The 16,658-nt window shown below is 69.3% G+C and carries 14 protein-coding genes; 3 read left to right on the forward strand and 11 right to left on the reverse strand.

The annotated features are described in order from the left end of the window. The 5 genes from pgl to tkt form a co-directional block, all read right to left on the reverse strand. Positions 1 to 574, reverse strand: a 574-nt coding sequence (gene pgl / locus HYG95_RS11945; RefSeq protein WP_181698047.1) for a 6-phosphogluconolactonase, incomplete at its 3' end; no start/stop codon positions are given. Continuing rightward, entirely contained in the window at positions 567 to 1,475 is a 909-nt protein-coding gene (gene opcA / locus HYG95_RS11950; RefSeq protein ID WP_067636576.1) for a glucose-6-phosphate dehydrogenase assembly protein OpcA, read from the reverse strand. The genes opcA and pgl, both read right to left, overlap by 8 nt. Further along, entirely contained in the window at positions 1,472 to 3,040 is a 1,569-nt protein-coding gene (gene zwf / locus HYG95_RS11955) for a glucose-6-phosphate dehydrogenase (RefSeq protein ID WP_181698048.1), read from the reverse strand. Before zwf ends, opcA begins: the two co-directional genes overlap by 4 nt. 4 nt (positions 3,041 to 3,044) lie before the next feature. Then, positions 3,045 to 4,181 (reverse strand): transaldolase, encoded by a 1,137-nt coding sequence (gene tal / locus HYG95_RS11960; RefSeq protein ID WP_181698049.1) that lies wholly within the window; start codon positions 4,179 to 4,181, stop codon positions 3,045 to 3,047. A gap of 4 nt (positions 4,182 to 4,185) precedes the next feature. Beyond that, on the reverse strand, positions 4,186 to 6,327 hold the full coding sequence (gene tkt / locus HYG95_RS11965; RefSeq protein WP_181698050.1) for a transketolase: 2,142 nt from the start codon (positions 6,325 to 6,327) through the stop codon (positions 4,186 to 4,188). Between the two features lie 484 nt (positions 6,328 to 6,811). Between tkt and HYG95_RS11970 the strand changes: the two genes are divergently transcribed. Further along, a complete protein-coding gene (locus HYG95_RS11970) occupies positions 6,812 to 7,801 on the forward strand; it encodes a heme o synthase (RefSeq protein WP_067493681.1) in 990 nt (329 codons plus the stop codon). 60 nt (positions 7,802 to 7,861) lie between these two features. Here HYG95_RS11970 and HYG95_RS11975 read toward each other — a convergent pair whose 3' ends face one another. Further along, the gene (locus HYG95_RS11975; protein ID WP_181698051.1) at positions 7,862 to 8,827 is read right to left on the reverse strand and encodes a quinone oxidoreductase; all 966 of its coding nucleotides are present in this window, start codon (positions 8,825 to 8,827) and stop codon (positions 7,862 to 7,864) included. A gap of 76 nt (positions 8,828 to 8,903) precedes the next feature. Between HYG95_RS11975 and HYG95_RS11980 the strand changes: the two genes are divergently transcribed. Beyond that, positions 8,904 to 9,269, forward strand: coding sequence for a hypothetical protein (locus HYG95_RS11980; RefSeq protein ID WP_181698052.1), 366 nt, complete (start codon positions 8,904 to 8,906; stop codon positions 9,267 to 9,269). A 92-nt stretch (positions 9,270 to 9,361) separates the two neighbouring features. On the opposite strand, the gene HYG95_RS11985 is transcribed toward HYG95_RS11980, so the two are convergent. The 5 genes from HYG95_RS11985 to HYG95_RS12005 form a co-directional block, all read right to left on the reverse strand. Further along, positions 9,362 to 10,333, reverse strand: coding sequence for a heme A synthase (locus tag HYG95_RS11985; RefSeq protein WP_181698053.1), 972 nt, complete (start codon positions 10,331 to 10,333; stop codon positions 9,362 to 9,364). A gap of 67 nt (positions 10,334 to 10,400) precedes the next feature. Next, entirely contained in the window at positions 10,401 to 11,180 is a 780-nt protein-coding gene (locus HYG95_RS11990) for an ABC transporter permease (RefSeq protein WP_181698054.1), read from the reverse strand. Further along, positions 11,177 to 12,112, reverse strand: coding sequence for an ABC transporter ATP-binding protein (locus HYG95_RS11995; protein WP_174550292.1), 936 nt, complete (start codon positions 12,110 to 12,112; stop codon positions 11,177 to 11,179). The genes HYG95_RS11990 and HYG95_RS11995 overlap by 4 nt, the downstream gene beginning before the upstream one ends. Next, complete coding sequence (gene mptB, locus HYG95_RS12000) at positions 12,106 to 13,821, reverse strand: polyprenol phosphomannose-dependent alpha 1,6 mannosyltransferase MptB (RefSeq protein WP_181698055.1); 1,716 nt, start codon at positions 13,819 to 13,821, stop codon at positions 12,106 to 12,108. Before mptB ends, HYG95_RS11995 begins: the two co-directional genes overlap by 7 nt. 72 nt (positions 13,822 to 13,893) lie before the next feature. After that, a complete protein-coding gene (locus HYG95_RS12005; RefSeq protein WP_181698056.1) occupies positions 13,894 to 14,808 on the reverse strand; it encodes a rhomboid family intramembrane serine protease in 915 nt (304 codons plus the stop codon). Between the two features lie 189 nt (positions 14,809 to 14,997). Here HYG95_RS12005 and HYG95_RS12010 point away from each other — a divergent pair, with 189 nt between their 5' ends. Next, positions 14,998 to 16,473 (forward strand): FAD-dependent oxidoreductase, encoded by a 1,476-nt coding sequence (locus tag HYG95_RS12010; protein WP_181698057.1) that lies wholly within the window; start codon positions 14,998 to 15,000, stop codon positions 16,471 to 16,473. Positions 16,474 to 16,658 lie beyond the last annotated feature (185 nt).

Genomic DNA, 16,658 nt, shown 5'->3' on the forward strand with positions numbered 1-16,658 from the left:
GTGGGGGCTTGGGGCAATCGTGGACCGCGACAACGTAATCCGTCTGCTCGCGGACGGCGGGGGAGTGCGGGAAGATCGAGTCGATGTGTCCTTCGGGGCCCATGCCGAGCACCGTCAGGTCGATGTCGCCGCGCTCGTCGAGCTCGGTGTGCAGCAGCTGGGCGTACGCGGCCGCGGCTTCCTCGGGCGAACCGTACGGGCCGTCGGAGGCGGCGATCGGGAACACCTTCGCGGGATCGAGCGGGACGAAGTCGAGCAGCGCCTCGCGCGCCTGCAGCTCGTTGCGGTCCGGGTCGCCCGAGGGAACGAAACGCTCGTCGCCCCAGTAGACGTACAGGTTCGACCAGTCGATGTCGCCGGGCGCTTGGCGCACCTTCTCGAGCAGGCGGATGCCGTCGCTGCCACCGGTGAGCGACACCGACGCGTTGCCGCGCTCGGCCTGGGCCGCGACGATCACGGCGACGAAACGTTCGGCGGCGGCGTCGGCGAGCAGTTCCTTGTCGTCGTGCACCTCGACGGTGTTGGCGGGGAATTCCTCGCCGAGCTCGTCGTGCAGCTCGATACGGTCACTCATAGGTCACCTTTTCGATTCCGGCGAGCGCCTCGGCGTAGATCTCGTCGGCGTCGAGCCGGCGCAGTTCCTCGGCGAGACAATCGCGAGTTTCCCGGCGCGCCAGCGCGATTCGCTGGTCGGGGGCACCGGTGCGGGTCAGCGTTGCCGTCCTGCCCAATTGCGGTCGAGCGATGGCGATCGAATCGGTGGCCCGGCGGATCTCCACCCGCAGCTCACCGGTCCTGCGGACGACCGGGCAGTCCAGCCGCGCGGCCAACCACCCCGCCAGCGTATCCAGCGCGGGCTCACTGGCCAGCCCGGACACGCTCACCGACAGCACCGGTTCGAACGGCGGCTCGTCCAGCGCGGCGGCGAGCAGCGCCCGCCAGTAGGTGATGCGGCTCCACGACAGGTCGGTGTCGCCGGGGGCGTAGGAGGCACAGCGTTTGCCCAGCGCGGCCTGCGGATCGGGCGCGAACGTGGCGTCGGTGATGCGCCGCTTGGCCAGCTTGCCCACCGAGTCCTGGGAGGGAAAGTCCGGTGCGCCGCGCGGCCACCACGCCACCACCGGGGTGTCGGGCAGCAGGAACGGCGTCACCACACTGCTCTCGTGGTTCACCAGCGGACCCTGCAATCGCAGCACGATCACCTCGGCCGCCCCGGCGTCACCGCCCACCCGGATCTGGGCGTCGAGCCGGGTCTCGGCGTCGCGGTCGCCACGGGCGAGCACGATCACACGACAGGGGTGTTCGCGGCTGGCGTCGTTGGCGGCGTCGATGGCGTCCTCGGCCTCGGACGAATCGAGGGTGCACACGACAAGGGTGAGCACCCGGCCCTGGGTGATGACACCGTTGGACTCGCGCAGCTGCACCATCCGCTTGGCGACCTCGACGGTGTTGGTGTCGGGCATGTCGACGATCACGGGCGCCGCCATTCGCGCCCGCTGCGCGCGAGCATCTCGTCGGCCGAGGTGGGACCCCAGGTGCCTGCCTCGTAGGGTTCGGGTTTGCCCTCGGCGGCCCAGTGCGCGATCACCGGATCGAGGATGCGCCAGGACAATTCGACCTCCGCGTTGACGGGGAACAGGGACGGCACGCCGAGCAGCACGTCCAGGATCAGGCGTTCGTAGGCCTCGGGGGAGGACTCGGTGAACGCCTCGCCGTAGCTGAAGTCCATGTTCACATCGCGCACTTCCATTCCCGAGCCGGGCACCTTGGAACCGAAACGCAGGGTGATGCCCTCGTCCGGCTGCACCCGGATGACCAGAGCGTTCTGGCCGAGCTCCTCGGTCATGGTCTGGTCGAAGGGCAGGTGCGGCGCGCGCTTGAACACCACCGCGATCTCGGTCACCCTGCGGCCCAGGCGTTTTCCGGTGCGCAGGTAGAACGGCACCCCGGCCCAGCGCCGGTTCTCCACGTGCAGGGTGATCGCTGCGTAGGTTTCGGTGCGCGACTGCGGGTCGAACCCCTCCTCCTGATGCAGGCCGACCACGTGTTCGCTGCCCTGCCAGCCCTCGGTGTACTGGCCGCGCGCGGTGGTCTCGTCGAGTGGTTCGACGAGTTTGGTCGCCGAGAGCGCCTTGATCTTCTCGGTGGTGAGCTGCATCGGTTCGAAGGAGGTCGGTTCCTCCATGGCGGTCAGCGCCAGCAGTTGCAGCAGGTGGTTCTGGATGACGTCGCGCGCGGCGCCGATGCCGTCGTAATAGCCCGCGCGCCCGCCCAATCCGATGTCCTCGGCCATGGTGATCTGCACGCTGTCGACGAAATTGGCGTTCCAGATCGGCTCGTAGAGTTCGTTGGCGAAGCGCAACGCCAGGATGTTCTGCACCGTCTCCTTACCGAGATAGTGGTCGATGCGGAACACCTGTTCCTCCGGGAACACCCGGTTGACCAGGGCGTTGAGTTCCTGGGCGCTGGCCAGGTCGTGCCCGAAGGGCTTCTCGATCACCACCCGCCGCCACGGGGTGTAGCCCTCGGGGCGCGGGGCGGCCTTGGCCAGTTCGTGTTCGGAGAGCTGGTCGAGGACCACCGGGAACATATTCGGTGGAATCGACAGGTAGAAGGCGTAATTGCCGCCGGTGCCACGGGTGGCGTCGAGGTCCTTCAGAGTGGTGGCGAGGGTGGCGAAGGCGGTGTCGTCGTCGAAACTGCCCTGCACGAAACGCAACCCCTCGGCCAGGTGGTCCCAGACCTCCTGGCGGAACGGGGTGCGCGCGTGCTGCTTCACCGCGCTGAGAACCACCGCGGCGAAATCCTCGTCGGCGTAATTGCGCCGGGCGAAACCGACCAGGGCGAAACCAGGGGGCAACAGCCCCTGGTTCGCCAGGTCGTAGATGGCCGGCATCAGCTTCTTACGGGACAGATCCCCGGTGACACCGAAGATCACCATGCAGCAGGGCCCCGCGATGAAAGGCACCCGTTTGTCGCGTTCGTCGCGCAGCGGGTTGTGCCACAGCCCCGCCTTGTCCGTCGTTGCTGTGCCGGCCATCAGTTCAGTTGCCCCCTGCCGCCGCGGTACGCAGTTCCTCGGTGGTGGCGTCGATCAGCTCACCCCAGGAGGCCTCGAACTTGTCGACACCCTCGCGCTCGAGCACCTCGAACACGTCGGCCAGGTCGATGCCCGCGGCCTCGAGGTCGCTGAACACCTGCGCGGCTTCGACGGCCTTGCCGCTGAGCGTGTCGCCCCGCACCTCGCCGTGGTCGGCGAAGGCCTGCAGCGTCTTCTCCGGCAGCGTGTTGACCGTGTTCGGGCCGACCAGCTCGGTGACGTACAGGGTGTCGGGGTAGTCCGGGTTCTTCACACCGGTGGAGGCCCACAGCGGCCGCTGCCGGTTGGCACCCTGGGAGGCCAGGTGGTTGTAGGTGGAGGTGTGCGCCCCACCGTCGAACACGTCCTGGTACTCGGCGTAGGCCAGCCGGGCGTTGGCCACGCCCGCCTTGCCGCGCAGCGCGAGTGCCTCGGGGGTGCCGATCGCGTCGAGCCGCTTGTCGATCTCGGTGTCCACACGGGAGACGAAGAACGACGCAACCGAGTGGATCTTGGCCAGGTCGTGGCCGGCGACCTTGGCCTGCCGCAGACCGTCGAGGTAGGCGCCCATCACCGCGCGGTAGCGCGGCACCGAGAAGATCAGCGTCACGTTCACGCTGATGCCCTCGGCGATCACCGAGGTGATGGCGGGCAGGCCCGCCTCGGTGGCCGGGATCTTGATGAACAGATTCTTGCGGTCGACGATCTTCCACAGCTCGATCGCCTGGGCGACCGTCTTGTCGGCGTCGAAGGCGAAGCGCGGGTCGACCTCGATCGACACGCGCCCGTCGACACCGCCCGTCGACTCGAACACCGGGGCGAGCACGTCGCAGGCGGCACGCACGTCGTCGGTGGTGATGGTGCGGATCGCCGCATCGGCGTCGGCGCCTTGGGCCGCAAGGTCTTTCACCTGCGCGTCGTAGGCGTGACCGACACTGAGCGCGGCCTGGAAGATGGACGGGTTCGTGGTGACACCGACGACGCCCCTGGTCGCGATCAGGTCGGCGAGGTTGCCGGACTTGATGCGGTCACGGGACAGATCGTCGAGCCACACCGAGACCCCCGCTGCCGCGAGTGCGGCGAGATTCTCGTTCTGTGCCATGGTTTTACCCCTTCACCTTGTCGAGCGTGCGCTGCGCGGCGGCGACGACGGCATCGGCGGTGATACCGAATTCGCTGTAGAGCTTCTTGAAGTTCGCGGACGCGCCGAAGTGCTCGATCGACACGATCTCGCCCGCGTCACCGACGAGCCGGTACCACGGCATCGCGATGCCGGCCTCGACGACGACCCTGGCGCGGACCGCGGGCGGGAACACCTCGTCGCGGTAGGCCTGGTCCTGTGCGTCGAACCATTCCACACACGGCATCGAGACCACGCGGGTCGGAATGCCCTGTGCCTCCAGGGTAGTGCGTGCCTCGACAGCCAGCTGCAGCTCCGAACCGGTGCCGACGAGGATCAGCTCCGGGGTGCCGGTGGACGCCTCGGCCAGCACGTAGCCACCCTTGCGCACGCCCTCGTAGCTGGTGCCCTCGAGGGTCGGCACGTCCTGGCGGGTGAGCGCCAGCGCGGACGGGCCGTCCTGGTGGGGAGCGTCGTAGGTGTGGAAGTGCGAGGCGTGCTCGTCGGAGTCGCGCTCGAGAATGGTGCGCCAGGCGTAGGCGGTCTCGTTGGCGTCGCCGGGGCGTACCACGTTGAGGCCGGGGATGGCGCGCAGCGCGGCCAGGTGCTCGATCGGCTGGTGCGTCGGGCCGTCCTCGCCGAGGCCGATGGAGTCGTGGGTCCACACGTAGATCGCGGGCACCCGCATCAGCGCGGCCAGGCGAACCGCCGGGCGCATGTAGTCGGAGAACACCAGGAAGGTGCCGCCGTAAGGGCGGGTCGGGCCGTGCAGGGCGATGCCGTTGAGGATCGAGCCCATGGCGTGCTCACGGATACCGAAGTGCAGGGTGCGGCCGTAGGGCTGCGCCTTCCACATGCCGGTGGAGATGGCTTCGGGACCGAAGCTCGGCTGACCGGGCATGGTGGTGTTGTTGGACTCGGCCAGGTCGGCCGAACCGCCCCACAGTTCGGGCAGCACGTCGGCGAGCGAGGCCAGTACCTTGCCGGAGGCCTTGCGGGTGGCCATGCCCTTCGGGTCGGGCTCGAAGGTTGGCAGGTGCTCGGTCCAGCCCTTGGGCAGCGAGCGGGTGAGCAGGCGGTCGAACAGTTCCTTGTTCGCCGGGTTCGCCGCGGCCCAGGCGTCGTAGTCGGCCTGCCAGGCCTGCTGGGCCGCCGCGCCGCGCTCGAGCGCCTTGCGGGTGTGCTCGATGACGGCCGGGTCGACGTCGAAGGACTTGTCCGGGTCGAAGCCCAGCGCCTTCTTCACCGCGGCGACCTCGTCGGGGCCGAGCGCCGCGCCGTGCACCCCACCGGTGTTCATCTTGGAGGGGGCCGGGAAGCCGATGATGGTGCGCAGGATGATGATCGACGGCTTGTCGGTCACCGCCTTGGCCGCTTCGATGGCCGCCTCGATCGCCACCACGTCCTCGCCGCCCATGACGGTCTGCACGTGCCAGCCGTAGGCCTCGTAGCGCGCGGCCACGTCCTCGGTGAAGGCGATGTCGGTGTTGTCCTCGATGGAGATCTCGTTGTCGTCGTAGATCAACACGAGGTTGCCCAGCTGCTGGGTACCCGCGATCGAGGACGCCTCGGCCGTGACACCTTCCTGCATGTCACCGTCGGAGGCGATGACGAAGATGTGGTGATCGAACGGGCTGGCGCCTTCCGGGGCGTCGGGGTCGAACAGGCCGCGCTCGCGCCGGGCCGCCATCGCCATGCCGACCGCGGAGGCGAGGCCCTGGCCGAGTGGGCCGGTGGTGATCTCGACACCGTCGGTGTGCCGGAACTCGGGGTGACCCGGGGTCAGCGAGTCCCACTGGCGCAGCTGCTCGAGATCGGACAGCTCGAGGCCGAAACCGGCCAGGTACAGCTGGATGTAGAGGGTGAGGCTGGAATGCCCACACGAGAGCACGAAGCGGTCGCGGCCGGACCAGCTCGGATCGGCCGGGTTGTGGCGCATGACGCGCTGGAAGAGGCTGTAGGCGACGGGGGCGAGGCTCATCGCGGTACCCGGGTGACCGTTGCCCGCCTTCTGCACCGCGTCGGCGGCGAGAACACGGGCGGTATCGACGGCCTTGGTGTCCAGGTCCGTCCAGTCGCTGGGATAGTTCCGCTGAGTGAGGGCGCGAATGTCGTCTGTGACTGACACGACCGTGGTTCTCCTGACCTAGGTTTCGTCGACGGCGAGTAGATGGCAGCGGCGATGGTGTCGTACTGGACCGCACGCGGCCGGGGGTGCGTACCGATGTACAGGAATACCCTAGAGGTGCTGTTCCACCTGATCGGCGCGAACCCTGAGTGTGAGTCTAGTTGCCCGTCCCGCGATCACGCTGGGGGTCGTCGCCGGGAATCGGCGCGGCGCGCGGCACGTCGTTCACCTGCGCGTCGGGACCGGTTCACCCGCAGACACCGGCGCAACTGGTCCCGGTCGCGGCGCGCCTCCGCCTCTGGACTGACCGGAGGGTGCGACGAAGGAGTGCCCGGAGGGAGGGAAGAGGCGGAGTCAAGCGCCGCGACCCGCGGCGCCAGCCGCCTATGTCACCGTCTACCATCGTCTGTAGTAGTGGCCGCGCCGCAGCCGCGCGCTGCTCGTTCCAATGCCGGATGCGAAGCACAGCGTGCGAGGAGAAACAGTGCGGATCGGTAACCAGCCGGGTAGTAGCGGTGCGCACGATTCCTCGACGGCTCTCGCCGATCGTCTGGCGGGCGACAGCGTGTTCGCCCGGGTCGTGCGTAAGCCGCTGGCCTACATCGCGCTCACCAAACCGCGAGTCATCGAGCTCCTGCTCGTCGCGACCATCCCGACCATGCTCCTGGCCGACCGGGGCAATGTCGACATCCGGCTGATCCTGGTCACCCTGTTCGGTGGCTGGATGGGCGCGGCAAGCGCCAACACCCTCAACTGTGTCGCGGACGCCGACATCGACAAGGTGATGAAGCGGACCGCGCGCCGCCCGCTGGCCCGCGACGCGGTGCCCACCTCGCACGCGCTGGTCTTCGGCCTTGCGCTCGGCGCGATCTCCTTCGCCTGGCTGTGGTGGCAGGCCAACCTGCTCAGCGGTGTGCTCGTGGTCGCGACCATCCTGTTCTACGTTTTCGTCTACACCAAGGGCCTCAAGCGTCGGACCTCGCAGAACGTGGTGTGGGGTGGCGCGGCCGGCTGTATGCCCGCGCTGGTCGGCTGGTCGGCGGTCACCGGGAACATCGGCTGGCCCGCGATCGTGCTGTTCGCGGTCATCTTCTTCTGGACGCCGCCGCACACCTGGGCCCTGGCCATGCGCTACAAGGAGGACTACCGCGCGGCGGGCGTGCCGATGCTGCCGGTGGTCGCCACCGAGCAGGTCGTCACCAAGCAGATCGTCATCTACACCTGGCTGACGGTGCTGGCCACCCTCGCCCTCGTTCCCGCGACCGGTGTCATCTACGCGGCCGTCGCACTGGTCGCCGGTGCCTGGTTCCTGCTCATGGCGCACCAGCTGTACGCGGGTGTGCGCCGGGGTGAATCGGTGAAGCCGCTGCGACTGTTCCTGCAGTCCAACAACTATCTGGCCGTGGTGTTCTGCGGTCTGGCCGTGGACTCGGTGCTCGGCTGGACGACGCTGGGCAGCATCGTCGGTCTGTAACTTTTCGCGCGAACTCGAACCGGCGGCCGGGCAGTGATTGCCCGGTCGCCGGTTTCGCGTCTACGGCAGCAGGACGATCGAACCGGTGGTCTTGCGGGCCGCGAGGTCGCGGTGGGCGTCGGCGGCGTCGGCGAGCGGATAGGTGGCGCCGATGCGCAGGTTCAGCGTGCCCGCCGCGATGGCGTCGAAGATATCGGTTGCGCGCCAGAGGAATTCGGCACGATCCCGGGTGTAGGCGCCCAGCGATGGGCGGGTCAGCCACAGCGAACCGGCCGGGTTGAGGCGCTGCGGGTCGAACGGCGGTACCGGGCCGCTGGCCGCGCCGAACAGGGCGAGAGTGCCGCGCACCCGCAACGAGGCGAGGCTCGCCTCGAAGGTGCTCGCGCCGACGCCGTCGTAGACCGCCGCCACGCCGTGGCCGTCGGTGAGTTCGCGGACGCGGGCGGCGAGGTCGTCGTCGTAGCGCAGGACCTCGGCGGCACCGGCTTCGCGGGAAAGCTTCTCTTTGGCATCGGTGGATACCGTGGTGATCACGCGTGCGCCCTTGGCGGCGGCCAGTTGAGTGAGCAGCAGACCGACCCCGCCCGCGCCCGCGTGGACGAGGACCGGGTCGCCGGGTTCGGGGGTGAACACCGATTCGACCAGGTAGTGCGCGGTCATACCCTGCAGCAGGGCCGCCGCGGCGACGGCCGGTTCCACGCCTTCGGGCACCTTCACCGCCACCGCCTCGTCGACGGCCACCTTCTCCGCATAGCTGCCCGGCGCCGCCGCCCACGCCACCCGGTCGCCGACGGCGAACTCGGTGACCTCGGCGCCGACCTCGGCGACCACACCGGTGCCCTCGGAGCCCGGGATATAGGGTGTGGCCTGCGGATACAGGCCGGTGCGGAAGTAGATGTCGATGTAGTTGACACCCACGCCCTGGGTGTCGACCAGCAGTTGTTTCGGGCCGATCCGCGGGTCGTCCACCTCCACCGACCGCAGGACTTCGGGACCGCCGTGCTCGGAAACCTGAATCGCGCGCATGAGTCCCCTTTGTACACCCCGTGTTCGGTGTCACTCGGGGGTGGACGCGAAACTACCGACCGGTAAACTCTCGCCCATGAGTACAACCGCCACGCCCGAGGCCGTGAAGGTGCCCGCCGAGGTCGAGAAGTCCATCGCGAAGTTCGTCGCCGAGCACGGCGGTTCGGGCACGGCCGTGCTGCAGTACATCGGCGAGCAGGGTGTGCGTATCACGCTCGTCGGCGAGGACGGCGTCCTCGGCGACCGTGTGGTGGCCGATCTGGCGACCGCCAAGGCCGTCGTCGAGCGCGTCGACGGGGTCACCGAGACCGAAGAGTGGGACCGCGAGCTGGTTTCCAAGGTCACCCCCGCCAAGGGGCATTGGGCCAAGATGGCGGGCTGGGTCGCTCGCTCGACCAAGTTCCCCAAGGCCCGCAACGCGAACGTCTTCCCGGGAGCCTGATCCCGGACCGCCGCGATCCAAGCTGTCAGCCGGTCGCCGCAGCACTCACGATGTGAGGGTGCGGCGACCGGGTGCTTTTCGGGAGCCGGTCGTCAGTGCGTCGCCGCTGCGGAGACGGCGGGGGCGTCGACGGTCTCTCTGATGCGCAGGGATGCCCACAGGGCCGCGGTGGCGGCGGTGCAGGCCGCGGCGCCACCGACGTGGATGGCGACAAGGGCGGCGGGGACGTCGGTGAAGTACTGGACGACACCGACCAGAGCCTGAGACAAGACGATCCCGAGCAGCACGAACAGGCGGTTGCGGATCGCGGGGGTGATGCCGACGGCGTAGAGGCCGAAGGCCAGGCCGATGAGCAGGGCCAGGTAGCCGATGAGCAGCTGCGAGTGCAGGTGCACCAGGGTGACGATCTCCACCTCGAGGCGTGCCACCGGCCGATCGATGCTCTTGTCACCGGCATGCGGTCCGGCGGCGGTGACCAGCGTGCCCGCGATCAGCACACCCGCCAGCGCCACGCCGCTGAGCGCGGTGAGCCAGCGCAGGGGAGCGGGCACCTGCACGGTGTCGATGCCGTCGTCGGGCTGACCGATCTTCGCGTACAGCACCACCGCCAGCCACACCATCACCATCGAGGCGAGCAGGTGCACGGCCACGGTCCACCACAGCAGGCCGGTGCGCACGGTGATGCCGCCGATGATCGCCTGCACGACGGTGCCGCCGGGCATCAGCCAGGCGTAGACGAGGACTTCCTTGCGACGGCGGGCCCGGACGACGGCCAGCACGATCAGCGCCGCGCACAGCGTCACCACGAAGGTGAGCAGTCGGTTGCCGAATTCGACGGTCTGATGCAGCACCGGCACTTCCGACACCCCGACGGGAGTGAAGCTGCCGGGGAAGCACTGCGGCCAGGTGGGGCAGCCGAGACCGGACGCGGTGACGCGCACGATCGCGCCGGTCACCGAGATCCCGGCCTGGCTCAGAATCACCGCGAGGGCGATGAGCCGCTGGGTCCGCAGCGAGGGGAGTGGCAGCCGGTCGACGAGGCCGATGAAGGCGCGATACAGCACGTCACGATGGTACTGGCAGGCGATTCACGCTCGATACCCGGGCTACTACAGTGCGTCGTTGGTCACGTCAGTGGAAGCGGAACAGCCGGGTGGCAAGTGCCCCGCACACCACGCCCCACACCGCGAGTACCGCGACGCCGAACCAGTCGATCGACCCGGCCAGGGCCGCTTCCAGTGCGTAGGCCAGCGCGCCGGAGGGAACCAGGCGCGCGATCACCGTCAGCGCGGCGGGCACGGTGTCGACCAGTACGAGACTGGCGATACCGAGCATGACGAACCACAGGATATTCGCCAGGGCGAGCACGATCTCGGCCTTGAGCGTGCCGCCGAGCAGCAGACCCATCGCCGCGAAGGTCGCCGTGCCGAGTGCGATCACCAGTGCGCCGAGGGCCAGGCCGCCCGCACCGGGACGCCATCCGAGCGCCATCCCGATCGCCCCGAGCAGCACCGCCTGCAACACCACCACGATCAGCACCGCGGCGCATTTGCCCGCGATCACACCCCAGCGTGGCAACGGTGTGGCGCCGAGCCGTTTGAGGGCGCCGTAGCGGCGGTCGAAGCCCACCGCGATGGCCTGACCGGTGAACGCGGTCGACATCACCGCCGTCATCATCACTATCGGCACGACCCGGTTCACGCGGTCCGCGCCCAGATCGCCGAACGGCAGCAGGGTGAGCCCGATCAGCAGGGTGATCGGGATGAACATGGTGAGCAGCAGCTGTTCGCCGTTGCGCAGCAACAGTTTCAGCTCGAGCGTGGTCTGCGCGACGAGCATCGCGGCGCGCGAGGCGGGGCGCGGGTCGGGGGTGAAGGTGCCGGGCTGGAACCGGCTCACGGTCTCGGTCATCCGCGCAGGTCCCGTCCGGTGAGTTCGAGGAAGACGTCCTCGAGGCGTCGCTGATCGATGCGGATGTCGGTGGCGAGCACGTCCATCCGTGCGCACCATGCGGTCACCGTCGCCAGTACTTGCGGGGTGATCTCGCCTTCGACCAGGTAGGTGCCCGGGGTGGTCTCGTGCGGTGAGAACCCTTCGGGCAGGGCCGATTTCAGCAGCTCGATATCGAGTTTCGGTGGGGCGCAGAACCTCAGCTGACCGGCGGCGCCGTGCGCGGTGACCTCGGCGGGGGTGCCCTGGGCGACGATCTCACCGTGGTCGATGATGACGAGCTGGTCGGCGAGCTGTTCGGCCTCGTCCATCATGTGCGTGGTGAGCACGACGCTCACCCCGTCGCGGCGCAGGGCGTCGATCAGTTCCCACACGATCAGCCTGGCCTGGGCGTCCAGACCGGCGGTCGGCTCGTCGAGGAACACGATCTCCGGCCTGCCGACCAGGGCGCAGGCGAGGGCGAGGCGTTGCTGCTGACCGCCCGAGAGGCGCCGGTAAGGGGTGCGCCGGTTGTCCTGCAGGCCGAGGGTGCGCAGCAGCCAGTCGGGGTCGATGGGGTCGGCGGAATAGGCGGCGACCAGGTCGAGCATCTCGCCCGCGCGGGCGCCGGGGTAGGCGCCGCCGCCCTGCAACATCACGCCGATGCGTGGCCGCAGCTGTTCGGAGTCGGCGATCGGATCCAGGCCGAGCACGCGGACCGTGCCCGCGTCGGGGCGCACGAAGCCCTCGCACATCTCGACGGTGGTGGTCTTTCCGGCGCCGTTGGGGCCGAGCAGCGCGAAAACCTGCGCCTGTTCCACGTCGAAACGCAGGCCGTCGACCGCGGTGGTGTCGCCGTAGCGCTTGACCACGCCGTCGACGCTAACGGCGGGTCCCGGGCTTCTCGTCACGATGTGACACGGTAAGCCGTGGCCTCCTGTGACGGAGCCGACACCCCCGCCTGGGCCCGCCACGGCAGGGTGTGCCGGGTGAGGACATAGAACAGCGCGAAGCACACCGCGGCCGCCAGGGCGGCGCCGATGATCTGGAAGACCTGGAATTCGGCACCACGCGGCATGACGAGCATCGACACCACCGCCGAGAACGCCACGGCGGGCACGCGGAACACCGGTTGCGTGGCCCAGGCGGCGAGCGGGACGATCGCCCACAGCAGGTACCAGGGCTGGACCACCGGGAAGAGCAGCACGATCGCGCCGAGGGACACACCGAGCGCGCCCACCGGATGCAGGCGGCCGGTGCCGGTCGCCACCAGCATCCGCACCGTCACATAGCCCGCGACCAGTCCCGCGATGGGCCGGGTGATCGACAGCAGTGCCGTGGTGTGGTCGCCGAGCCCGAGCAGCACCCCGCCGAAACCGGTGATGACGCCGATCACCGTCGGCAGCGACATCCAGCTGCGCACCGCGTTGGCGACGCTGAGGGTGAACACCCACCCGAAGCCGAGTCCGCTGGCCCAGCTCACGAAAAGCGTTGTCGCCCCGGCGATCACCCCGAGCAGGGCGGCGGCCTTGACGACGGCGAGCAGGCTGCCGCCCCAGCGCCGTGCCAGCGCCATCCCGACGAAGCCGAGCGCGATGATGGAGGTGAACTTGATCGACGACGACAGCGTGATCACCACCGCGCCGGCGATCAGTAGGGCGTAACCGCGCGCGTCCAGCGGTGGCAGATGGCCGTTGAGGGTGTCGCGCCTGCCGCCGTCGCCGTAGATGGCGCGCAGCGTGAGCTCCATGCCCGCCAGCATCAGACCGATCATCAGCGCGTCGTTGTGGACGCCGCCGACCAGGTGGAACAGCACGAGCGGGTTGGCCGCGCCGAGCCACAGCGCGCTCACCGGCGCCACCCCGCAGCGCACCGAGAGCCGGGGCAGCGCCCACACGATCAAGGCGACGCCCGCGAGTGCGAGCAGCCGGTGCACCCACACGCCTGCGATGATGTTGTCGCCGGTCAGCTCGGCGATACCGCGCCCGATCCACAGGAAAAGCGGGCCGTAGGGCGCCGGTGTGTCACGCCAGATGGTCGGCACATTGTTGGTGAGGACGTTGTCGATCCCGAGCCCGGCGACGGGCCCTTCGGCGTACGGGTCGATGCCGCGCGCGGCGATCTCGCTCTGGGCCAGGTAGGAGTAGACATCGTTGCTGAACATCGGCGGTGCCACCGACAGCGGGATGATCCACAGCAGCAGCGTCCGGTCGAGCTGGGACCGGGTGAGCCGGTGCAGTGGCGATCCGGCCAGCCCGCCGATCGCGAAGCGGCCCAACAGCAACCACGCCCCGATCACCAGCACGGTGCCGAACATGCACATCGCCAACGACCCCGTGTGTGCGCGAGCGAAGATGCCGAGCACCCGCACACCGGAGACCGGATTCTGGTGCACGGGCTGTGCGCCGATGCCGAGCGCGGCGATGGCCATCAGCACGGCGCCGGTGGCACCCATCAAGCGGATGCGGTCCAGCTGGGCGCGTTCGCGTTTGTCGAGGCCGGGGACCTCGGTCTCGTCGCGGTGCAGGGCCGCGACGGTGTGATCGGGCGCGGGCACGTCGAACCCGAGGGCTCGCCGCCCGAACGCCAGTGTCTTGCGCGCCGCGCCCTCCAGTACCGCCACGGGGTCGAAGCCTAGTTGCCCCGGCCGCGATCGTTGTGTCACCGGTCGGCGCAACGCCCCGACCAGCGCGAATCAGGCGGGCGTGCTGAGCGCCGCGGGAACGACGAACACCGGTTGCGTGCGTAACCAGAGGGCGGCGGCGACGATGACGGCCAGGCAGAGCACCGTGACGACGCCCATCGCGATCCATCCGATGCGCTGCGCCGACCGCAGATCCCGCGCCGACAGCCAGCCGGGGACGAACAGGATGCCCAGCGCGCTGAGCGTGCCCGCCGCCAGCCCGCCGAGGTGACCCCACAGCGAGATCCCCGGCAGCGAGAAGCTGATCAGCACGTTGACGCCGATCACCACCAGCATCGGGGTCGGGCTCTGCCGCAACCGGATCAGCGTCACCGTCACAGCGCCGAACAGGCCGTACACCGCGCCCGACGCGCCAGCGGTCATGGTGTAGGCATCCGAGAGCGCCATCACCGCCGCCGAACCACCCAGCAACGAGACCAGATACAGGCATGCATAGGTGACCCGGCCGAGCACCTGCTCGAGATCGCGGCCGACGACGTAGAGCGCGAACATGTTGACCAGCAGATGGATCGCGCCGTAGTGCAGGAACCCCGAACCGAGCACCCGCCACCATTCACCGTCGGCGACCAGCAGCGGCACCAGCACGAACTCGCCGAACACCGACGAGCCCCGATGGTTCTGCATCGGGTTGCCAGCCTGCGCCGCGGTCACCAGGTAGACCAGGACATTGATCGCGATCAGCCCGTAGGTCACCATCGGCACCGGTGACGCGCCCGCCCGCGCGCCCGCGACGGTGCGCACCGGCCGCACGTCGCGCTGACCCTGCCGGACGCAGTCCACACAGTGCTGGCCGACGGCGGCCGGCCGTAGGCATTCGGGGCAGGCGGGGCGGCCGCAGCGAGTACACGCGAGGCCGGTCGGCCGGTCGGGGTGGCGGACGCACGTCTGTGCGGGCGGGTGTGACACATGGTCATCGTGCCATGAGTCACCGACACGAGCCGGACTGTGCGAACGTCGTCTGTCGGCGGCTCACCCACGTTCCCCGGCGACGGCAGACGATCTGTACCTCGGCGAGGCGCACGGGTCGGCCGAGCGGTGCGGCGGTCCGGTGGGCGTGTCCGGTTTCGACCGCCCCGGCCGGGCTATGCGCCACCCATGACGTCTCTGTGGTTGAACAACGCCGAAGTCCCCGCCCGGTTACGGCTGACCCCCGGTTCGCGCTTCGACACCGTCGTCCTCGGCGCGGGGATCGTCGGGTTGACGACCGCGCTGCTGCTGGCCCAGCGTGGCCGCGAGGTGGCGGTGATCGAGGCGAAACGAGTCGGCGCGGGCACCACGGCCGCGTCGACGGCGAAAGTCTCGCTCCTGCAAGGCACCCGGGCCCAGACCATCGCCCGTAGGCACGGCATCGCGACCCTCTCGCGCTACGTCGCCGCCAATCTCGACGGTTTCGACTGGCTGCTGGATTTCTGCGCCGGACGCGACCTCGCCGTCGAGCGCGTGGCCGCCTACACCTATGCCCAGAACGAATCCGAGATGTCCGCTGTGCGGGCGGAATTCGAGGCGACACGGTCGGCCGGCTTGCCCACCGACCTGGTCGACGACGTCGACGTTCCGTTCCCCCTCCACGGCGCCGTTCGGCTGCGCGAGCAGGCCCAGCTCAACCCGATGGCCTTTCTGGCCGCCCTCGCCGCCGAAGTCGAGACCCAGGGCGGGGCGATCTTCGAATCGACACGCGCACAACGCCTTCGTCACCACGACGGCCGGGTGGTGATAGACACCGAACACGGCGAGGTGGATGCGAACAACGTCGTCGTCGCGACCGGAACACCGATTTTCGATCGGGGTGGCTACTTCGCCCGCGTCACCGCCCAGCGCTCCTATCTGGCCGCGTTCAAGGTGCCCGGGCCGGTGCCGGAGGAGATGTACATCAGTGCGGGACAACCGATCCGGTCGCTGCGCCGCTACCCGGCCGACGACGTGCTCCTGGTCGGCGGCAGCGGTCACGAGGTGGGTCGCGAGGATTCCGCGGAGGCCCACGTGCGGGACCTGCTCGACTGGACCGGTCGGTGGTTCCCCGGCGCGGAACTGCTGCACCGCTGGTCGGCGCAGGACTACCACCCCGTCGGCGAACTTCCGTACGTCGGCCCGCTCGTGCCCGGCCGCGAGGAAGTCCTCGTCGCCACCGGGTTCGCCAAGTGGGGTTTCACCAACGGCGCCGCCGCCGCGCTCGCCCTCGCGGGGCGCATCACCGGCGACGCTCCGAAATGGGCCGACACTCTCTCCGCCTGGCGGCTCGGCGAAGTCGCCTCCCTCCCGGCGGGCGCCCGCGCCAACGCGACTGTCGCCCGGTACCTGTCCACCGGCTGGCTGCACCTGCTCGGCGCTGACGAGCACACGATTCCGCCGGAAGGCTGCGGCCGCGTCGAGCGCCACGGGCTGCGTCCCACCGCAGTCTCCACCGTCGACGGCGTCACCACCGAGATCTCCGCGATCTGCCCCCACCTGGGCGGCATCCTGCATTGGAACGACGCCGAACGTACCTGGGACTGCCCGCTGCACGGCTCCCGCTTCGAGCCCGACGGCGCCGTCATCGAAGGCCCGGCCACCCATCCCCTCTCTCCCCGCTGAGCTGGAGTCCGCGCTGGTCTCGGGGTTGCTCGCCGGGTCGTGAAGAGATCGGCCCGTGTGTGCGATGAGTCACCTCGCGGTGGGCGAGAGGGGCGGAAGGTGTGGGCTGCACCTGGGGTTTTGGGGAGGCGGAGCGGTGGTGTGATGTCTTCGTCGCAGGTCAGGGTGCCCTTGGCAAGGTGACC

The sequence above is a fragment of the Nocardia sp. GTS18 genome, from assembly GCF_013839555.1.
Classification (GTDB): Bacteria; Actinomycetota; Actinomycetes; order Mycobacteriales; family Mycobacteriaceae; genus Nocardia; species Nocardia rosealba.